The following is a 7,014-nucleotide window of genomic DNA, read 5'->3' as shown; positions in this document are numbered from 1 at the left end:
GCGACCCTGACGGGACTTGAACCCGCGACCTCCGCCGTGACAGGGCGGCGCGCTAACCAACTGCGCCACAGGGCCTTAAAGCCGTGCACTTTCTGGAGGAACTCCGTCCTGCGCACAAATGAATACCTTACACAGTTGTCATCCAGACCCACAAATCCGCAGCTCAAAGTATAAAAAGAGGGCTTATCAATACTACAGCGCGACCATGACCTCCTTCATCAGGTGCGCAGCCTCCGTGGGAGTGGTGCCCACGCGCACTCCCGCAGCTTCCAGGGCTTCCTTCTTCGCTTGGGCTGTTCCCACGGAACCGGTGACGATCGCACCGGCATGCCCCATTGTTTTGCCCTCAGGTGCGGTGAAGCCAGCCACATAACCCACAACCGGTTTATTCACGTGTTCCCTGATGAATTCAGCAGCGCGTTCCTCAGCATCACCACCGATCTCACCGATCATGATGATGGCCTTGGTCTCCGGATCCGCCTCAAAAGCGCGCAGGGCATCAATGTGGGTGGTACCGATGATCGGATCGCCACCAATGCCGATGGCGGTCGAGATGCCAATATCAGAAAGTTCATACATCATCTGATAGGTCAGTGTTCCTGACTTGGAGATCAATCCGATCGGACCGGACCCTGCGATATTGGCCGGGGTGATGCCGGCAAGAGAAACCTCTGGGGTGATGATCCCCGGACAGTTCGGACCGATGATACGGGTGCCACCATCAACTTTCTTAGCATGTGCCCAGGCTTCAGAGGTATCCCGGACCGGCATCCCCTCAGTGATCACCACCAGTAGTGGGATGTGGGCGTCGATAGCCTCAATCATCGCTTCGCGGGCAAATGCCGGCGGGACAAAGACCACCGAAACATTTGCCCCGGTTTTCTCCATGGCCTCGGACACCGTGCCAAAGACCGGCAGCTCCGTGTCATTGATGGTGACGGTCTGCCCCGCCTTGCGTGGGTTGGTACCTCCGACCACCTGCGCCCCGGCCCTGAGCATGCGAGCAGCGTGAAGCGACCCCTCCGCCCCAGTGATGCCTTGGATGATGATGCGGGAATTGTGATCAAGAAAAATAGCCATGGTGTGTTTCCCTCTATCTCAGCTCAGTGGTCGATTATCAAGTGTGGATATCTGCCAGGTCAGTGTGGGCAGCCAGCTCTGCAGCCTTATCCGCGGCTTCATCCATACTGGAGACCAGGGTGACCAGCCGATGGTTGTAATCAGAGAGAATGCGCCGCCCTTCCTCCACGTTGTTGCCGTCCAGGCGGACCACAATCGGCTTGAGCGCAGAGGAACCCAATTGTGTGAGAGCCCCCACGATGCCCTGGGCAACAACATCACATGCGGTGATGCCGCCAAAGACATTCACAAAAACACTTCGGACCTGTTCATCCCCGAGGATCACATCAAGCCCTGCTGCCATGCTCTCCGCTGAAGCTCCACCACCGATGTCCAAGAAGTTGGCGGATTTCTGCCCACCGTGCCGTTTACCTGCATTGGCCACGATATCGAGTGTGGACATCACCAGGCCTGCACCATTACCGATGACACCCACGGCACCATCCAACTTCACATAGTTGAGACCATGTTTCTTGGCTTTGAGTTCCAATACGTCCAGCCCCCCGGCGGATTCCGCCAGTACCTCACGGTTGTCATGGCGGAAGTCTGCATTAGCGTCCAGGGTGATCTTGCCGTCCAGAGCGATGATCTCCCCTTCTGCCGTTTTCACCAGGGGGTTCACTTCCACTAGGGTGGCGTCCTCATCCCGGTATACCTCGTAGATCTTCTGTAGAACAGGCACGACCTTTGCTGCGGTCTCTTTGGCAAAGCCCGAAGCAGTGACAATTTCCCAGGCCTTGGCTTCATCAATTCCAGTGAGTGGGTCGACCTCCACCCGTGCGAGGGCCTCTGGCTTTTCCACTGCCAGGAGTTCAATTTCCATGCCGCCCTCAACAGAACACATGGCCAGGTAGGAACGGTTGGCACGGTCCAGAAGGATGGAGAAGTAATACTCTTCCTCGATATCAGCGCCTTCGGAAACCATCACCTGTTCCACAACGTGGCCTTTGATGTCCATGCCGAGGATCGCCTCCGCAGATTCATAAGCTTTCTCAGATGTTGCGGCGATGCGGATGCCTCCGGCTTTACCGCGCCCACCAACCTTCACCTGGGCTTTCACCACCGTCAGTCCGCCGATTTCCCTAGCGGCTTGTTCTGCAGCTTCGGGTGTTGATGCCACTATCCCCTTCAGCACCGGCACTCCGTGCGCTTCAAAGAGGTCCCGCGCCTGGTACTCAAATAGATCCACGTTGCAATCCGCCCTCAGCTTGGTTCGCTGTGTTCGTGAGCTGGTGCGGAGTATTTCTCCGTCAGCTTTGCCACCTATGCCCTGGGTTGTTCGAGGGGTGTGAAAATTTCCCGAACAACACCATGATCCATAAGTGTGAATTCTATCACTTTATTCTTCGCAAAATATAGCGGATTCTGGAAGTTTTAAGGAAAATGGCTCTGATTATCAGAGCTGGAACTTTACCTGCGCTGTAGCAGATAGCGGGACCCGTCAAGCCTATTAGTCCAGACCATGACCTGATCGGCCCACTCCTCCACGATATAACCCGGCGCGCCACCGGGGAGATTGAGGGCGGTGTCTTCCCAGGTGACATCAGCACCAAATTCTGCGTATTCAGTAATGCCCGGGACGTGTTGGCAATAAAGCAGACGATCGGCGGCGGGGAACACAAATCTGATGTCTTCCGTATCCACCGGTACATATCCTGCACCTTCATCAATGTGGGTGTGCTGCCATGATCCGATCACCACGGTCTGCAACTCCCCTTCCTGCACGGAGGAGATATCTACTGCGTTGGCATTAAGCACTGGGTCATCCCAGGAGCAGGTTTCTTCCTGAGCTACTGGTAGATCTGATGGATCTGACGCCGGATCATCCATGGCTGTATCAACAGTCCGTCCCTGTTCTGGTGTTGAACCCAGATCTGAGGAATTATCATCACTGACTGTTTCAGACGTGCAGGCACTCAATATGAGCGCACCGGAGGCAAAAAGTGCCGCTAAGCGGATAGCTGAGGCATGAAGAATCATGACGTTTCCTTCTCATTGGGATACAGAGCCACTGGAATCAGACGGTAAGCAGTTGGAAAGTCCGACATTAATTGCCGCAGTGTCATATTTATGAAAAATCAGATTCCCTAGTTCAGCCTTGGGTTTAGTGGCTATGTTTAAAACATGGAGGACGATGACTACAAATCACCACATCACATCCTGGAACACGGCTTTCCACTCGATATTTCTTCGCATGCCGTTCCCCGTTATCTTGCCGGTGTTCGACGTACCTTAGCGTCCCTCCCCGACACAGAATCACTCCATGCACTGAAACTTCTCACTGCCCGCGTGATTGCCAAAGAACACCACGATCCTCAGGCTGCCGTCGCAATCAACCAGCAGATCCAGGAACTGGCTGATCGTCTCGGTGGTGACCTCGCCCAGGGTTATGCCCTACTGTCTTGGGCCAGCACGCATCCCACACCGGAGCACACCGCGGACCGCATCCAAGCAGCACGCCAAATCCTGGAGATCGCGCAACAAGCCGACGAAGCCGATCTACTTCGGGCAGCGTTAACCATTTTACTCATCGGGCTCCTGGAAGCCGGGGATCTCCGTTCAATTGATATCCATCTACTGGAAGAAGCTTCCGAAGGCAGTGACCAGAGCGCGGGCGCAAGTCCTGCACAATGGTTTCACTGCCTCCGATCAATCCTGGATGGAGATACCCAGCTTGCGGAACGACAAGCCCGTGAGCTGGTACCCACGCAGGCAACAACTCAGGCTGAGCATCACCATCTGATGATGACAGAATCGTTGGCAGTCTATTTCATCCAAATGGGGATGATTCGGTGGACGCAGGGACGTTTCGATCATGTTGAAGAGGTTCTTCTTCGCGCCCGGCGTGCCTATCCGGAGCAACTGTTATGGCCGACATCGCTTGCCTGGTTGTGGCTTTTACAGGGCCGTACCTCTGCGGGAAGTTCACTGCTGCGTTCTTTGCCGGAACCGGAAGAGGTTCCTCGGGATAGATACTGGTTGTGCACTCTCACCGTGATGGCTGAAATCGCCGTAATCCAAGGTCCACGCGATCGCGCCGAGCGGTTACAGCGGATTCTTCTTCCTTTCGCAGACCGTCTGGTGCCTGTGGGTGCTGGTATCGCCTTCTGGGGAACGGGTGCACGGACGCTCGGCCTGTTGGAAGAGCGTCTAGGCATGCTGGACCTGGCGAAGCAACACCTCCACTTGGCGGTGGAGAAAAGTGCACAGATCGGGGCATTACCGTGGTTGACGGAAGCTCAGATTGAGCTGGCAAAATTTGCTCTCCGTCATGAACTCACCGACATCCCAGCCTATGACTTACTCGCGGAGGCGAGGACGACCAGCCTGGCCAGGGGATTTGCCCAGCTATCCATCCGCGCATTGGCCCAGCCCCGGATTCGAGTCCTTGGGCAGTTTGATGTGGTGTCAGTCTGCGGAGTTCACGCTGAGTGGACTTCCCGCAAAGCACGCGAATTACTTAAAATGCTGGTCGCTGCCCGTGGCGTGCCCACATCCAGAGAAGTATTCATGGAGGTGCTCTGGCCTGGTGTGGCACCGTCGAGGCTGGGGAATCGCTTCTCTGTGGCGGTTAACGTCATCCGTCGCAGTTTGGATCCCGAGCGTATCCTCCCCACGCAACATTTCCTCATCACTGAAGGGGAATCAGCGCGGTTGGAGTTGAAAAACCTGGATATTGATCTCGAACGTTTCCTCACCCTGGCAAAACGTGCTGATGCCGACAGCCATCAAGCGGCTTATAAACTTTACCGTGGGGCGGCATTCGCTGAGGAACCCTACGCTGACTGGGCCGTCACCATACGGGATCACGCTCAGCTGATCTGCGCGAAGCTGCAGACCGATGAGCTTCCGGGCCCGGAGGTAGATGCGGTTCTCGGCTCTAGTTAACTTCCAGTGCCTCCTCACAATCTATTCGACCGTTCGGATATTCAAGGGCAACAAGATCATCTTCATTGAGCAGCATTGTGAGGATCCTGCAAAGTGAGGTTACACCCACCACTTCGGTTGCGTCACCATCAATGGATACCACCATGGTGTTGCCCTCCCAGGTTGCTGATGCGTCATTTGATTTGTAGGTACGTTCAATAGCCTCAGCCATCTGACCGCGCTCAGCACCGAAGGCATAATCGCCGGGGTCTGCTGTCACCACTGCCACGTCGTCTCTTGTCTGTTGTTCGGTCGCTGCGGCTGGTTCTGCGACGGCAACAGTCTGGGATCCACTTGAGTCATCGGAACCACACCCGGCTAGGGCAAACACAAGTGGTACAACTGCCAACACTCCAGCAATGGGGAGAGCTCTCCGAGCACCAAAACCCGTCATTCTTTTCATCATGTCCTCACCCAGGGTTGGCAAATGGAAAGTAACCGTCACTCCGGACCCTAAAGAATGCTCTGTCACTTTAATGAGAGCGGACTACCTCCTGTCCAAGCTGGGTAAACAGCTGAGAAGGACTCTAAGAAAACTCACAGAGCAAATACTATTGTGAAGAAAAGTAGTCCAGTGCAGTGCTGGGCCACGCGAGAAGGTTGAGTAGATCATGACAACTGATTCTGGATTTATGGGCGCGACTGCGTCGGTGAACCAATGGTCGCGCATTCTTGGGGTATCACTCCGGCCATGGTCTGGCAGGTCCCCGCTGGGTCTTATCATTCAAAGTGTCATTCAGATTGTAATCTTCAGCATCATCAGCAGCTTCGTCATCGGCCTGCGGGCGGAAGCACAAAATACACCAGAGGCCTTTGCCGCATTAGGGGCTCTATTGTTCATCATGATCATCTCCTTTATAGGCCTGATCCTGTTGGCGCTTGTACAGCTCGCAGTCGGTATCATTGATCTGGTTCCTCGACAGACTGTTCGCGGAGTTGTGGAGAGCGTCGACGAGCGCAAAATAGGTGATGTTCTACCCTACTTCGCTCAACAAATGGTGTTCAACCGCAATCCCAACCGCATGGACAAACGTAGGAGTCGAACAGAGCTGGTCCTCCGTACAGATAAGGGTGTCCGGCAGTGGACCGTGCGAAGTTCCAAGGCACGGCGTCAACTCCGGATCGGACAGACCGTAAGCATCACTGTCTCTCCGCTGGTCGGGTATGTGGCCAGCGTTGAAGTTCTCCAACCATAGGTTTGTGCACAGGTCATGAACGCACACACGCGGTGGATAGTAGCCGGACTAACGCTTAGCCTCGCCCTCCTGGGCGCAGGATGCACGGCAACAGATGAGGAAGTGGAATCCACTACGCCCGCTCTGCAGGATGTGGCACTGGACGCGCCTACGGCCCCACCACCAGAACCAATTGAAGTAGCACACAGCGAAGCACCCCTGCTGCCATCATCCGCCGGGTGCCTTCACAGGACCTGGTTAGCGGATAATCAATTCATGCGGACCATGATCAGCGGATATGGAGGAGAAGCTCTCAATGAGGTCACCGGTGCAGTGCTGCTCACGTATGACCCAAACGGGGCGCTCACCACTGAATACCGTGAATGGCGGTTGGTATCCTCTGATCAGGGTGAACAGATCACCATCAGGCGCGATGGGATAGATCTGGGCGAGTACACACTGGGCAACGGGACTATCTCATTTGCAGACCTGGAACTGGGCTCCATGTTGACAGTCTCCGCAGCAGACTTTGAAATGAACCAAATTCCCGAACCTACACATCTCAGAGATATTCCTTATACCTGCGAAGGTGACCTGGCGACGATGGAAATCCCGGAGGGAAGATTCACCATGGAAAGACAACGCTGACGAAATATAAAACAGAATACAAAAGAGCCGGAGTTAACAGATTCAATCTGATAACTCCGGCTCTTGCACTGCGACCCTGACGGGACTTGAACCCGCGACCTCCGCCGTGACAGGGCGGCGCGCTAACCAACTGCGCCACAGGGCC

Annotated in this window: 7 protein-coding genes and 2 tRNA genes; 3 read left to right on the top strand and 6 right to left on the bottom strand. The window is 55.1% G+C overall.

The window, feature by feature from the left end; translation table 11 throughout:
• Position 1: 1 nt before the first annotated feature.
• The 4 genes from Q0M74_RS12245 to Q0M74_RS12230 all read right to left on the bottom strand — a co-directional run bounded on the left by Q0M74_RS12245 (position 2) and on the right by Q0M74_RS12230 (position 3,099).
• A tRNA-Asp gene (locus Q0M74_RS12245) sits at positions 2-75 on the bottom strand.
• Between the two features lie 117 nt (positions 76-192).
• On the bottom strand, positions 193-1,080 hold the full coding sequence (gene sucD, locus Q0M74_RS12240; protein ID WP_293954871.1) for a succinate--CoA ligase subunit alpha: 888 nt from the start codon (positions 1,078-1,080) through the stop codon (positions 193-195).
• Positions 1,081-1,117: 37 nt separating this feature from the next.
• The gene (sucC, locus tag Q0M74_RS12235) at positions 1,118-2,308 is read right to left on the bottom strand and encodes an ADP-forming succinate--CoA ligase subunit beta (protein WP_293954869.1); all 1,191 of its coding nucleotides are present in this window, start codon (positions 2,306-2,308) and stop codon (positions 1,118-1,120) included.
• A 221-nt stretch (positions 2,309-2,529) separates the two neighbouring features.
• Positions 2,530-3,099 (bottom strand): hypothetical protein, encoded by a 570-nt coding sequence (locus Q0M74_RS12230; RefSeq protein ID WP_293954867.1) that lies wholly within the window; start codon positions 3,097-3,099, stop codon positions 2,530-2,532.
• 144 nt (positions 3,100-3,243) lie between these two features.
• Between Q0M74_RS12230 and Q0M74_RS12225 the strand changes: the two genes are divergently transcribed.
• Complete coding sequence (locus Q0M74_RS12225) at positions 3,244-5,007, top strand: hypothetical protein (protein WP_293954865.1); 1,764 nt, start codon at positions 3,244-3,246, stop codon at positions 5,005-5,007.
• Here Q0M74_RS12225 and Q0M74_RS12220 read toward each other — a convergent pair.
• A complete protein-coding gene (locus tag Q0M74_RS12220) occupies positions 5,000-5,440 on the bottom strand; it encodes a hypothetical protein (RefSeq protein WP_293954863.1) in 441 nt (146 codons plus the stop codon). The genes Q0M74_RS12225 and Q0M74_RS12220 overlap by 8 nt on opposite strands.
• Before the next feature lie 217 nt (positions 5,441-5,657).
• Here Q0M74_RS12220 and Q0M74_RS12215 point away from each other — a divergent pair, with 217 nt between their 5' ends.
• Together Q0M74_RS12215 and Q0M74_RS12210 are read left to right on the top strand one after the other, a co-directional pair.
• Entirely contained in the window at positions 5,658-6,242 is a 585-nt protein-coding gene (locus Q0M74_RS12215) for a hypothetical protein (protein WP_293954861.1), read from the top strand.
• Between the two features lie 255 nt (positions 6,243-6,497).
• The gene (locus Q0M74_RS12210) at positions 6,498-6,869 is read left to right on the top strand and encodes a hypothetical protein (protein WP_293954859.1); all 372 of its coding nucleotides are present in this window, start codon (positions 6,498-6,500) and stop codon (positions 6,867-6,869) included.
• Positions 6,870-6,940: 71 nt separating this feature from the next.
• Here Q0M74_RS12210 and Q0M74_RS12205 read toward each other — a convergent pair.
• Positions 6,941-7,014, bottom strand: a tRNA-Asp gene (locus tag Q0M74_RS12205).

Origin of the sequence: uncultured Corynebacterium sp., assembly GCF_945649885.1 — a bacterium.
In the GTDB taxonomy this organism is placed as follows: domain Bacteria; phylum Actinomycetota; class Actinomycetes; order Mycobacteriales; family Mycobacteriaceae; genus Corynebacterium.
The sequence above is the reverse complement of the archived record's forward strand: the minus strand, read 5'-3'. Positions and strand labels throughout refer to the sequence as shown.

Coding starts and splice junctions, on each gene's coding strand:
- sucD (WP_293954871.1), bottom strand. CDS start 1,080: ATGGCTATTTTTCTTGATCACAATTCCCGCATCATCATCCAAGGCATC.
- Q0M74_RS12230 (WP_293954867.1), bottom strand. CDS start 3,099: ATGATTCTTCATGCCTCAGCTATCCGCTTAGCGGCACTTTTTGCCTCC.
- Q0M74_RS12225 (WP_293954865.1), top strand. CDS start 3,244: ATGGAGGACGATGACTACAAATCACCACATCACATCCTGGAACACGGC.
- Q0M74_RS12220 (WP_293954863.1), bottom strand. CDS start 5,440: ATGACGGGTTTTGGTGCTCGGAGAGCTCTCCCCATTGCTGGAGTGTTG.
- Q0M74_RS12215 (WP_293954861.1), top strand. CDS start 5,658: ATGACAACTGATTCTGGATTTATGGGCGCGACTGCGTCGGTGAACCAA.
- Q0M74_RS12210 (WP_293954859.1), top strand. CDS start 6,498: ATGCGGACCATGATCAGCGGATATGGAGGAGAAGCTCTCAATGAGGTC.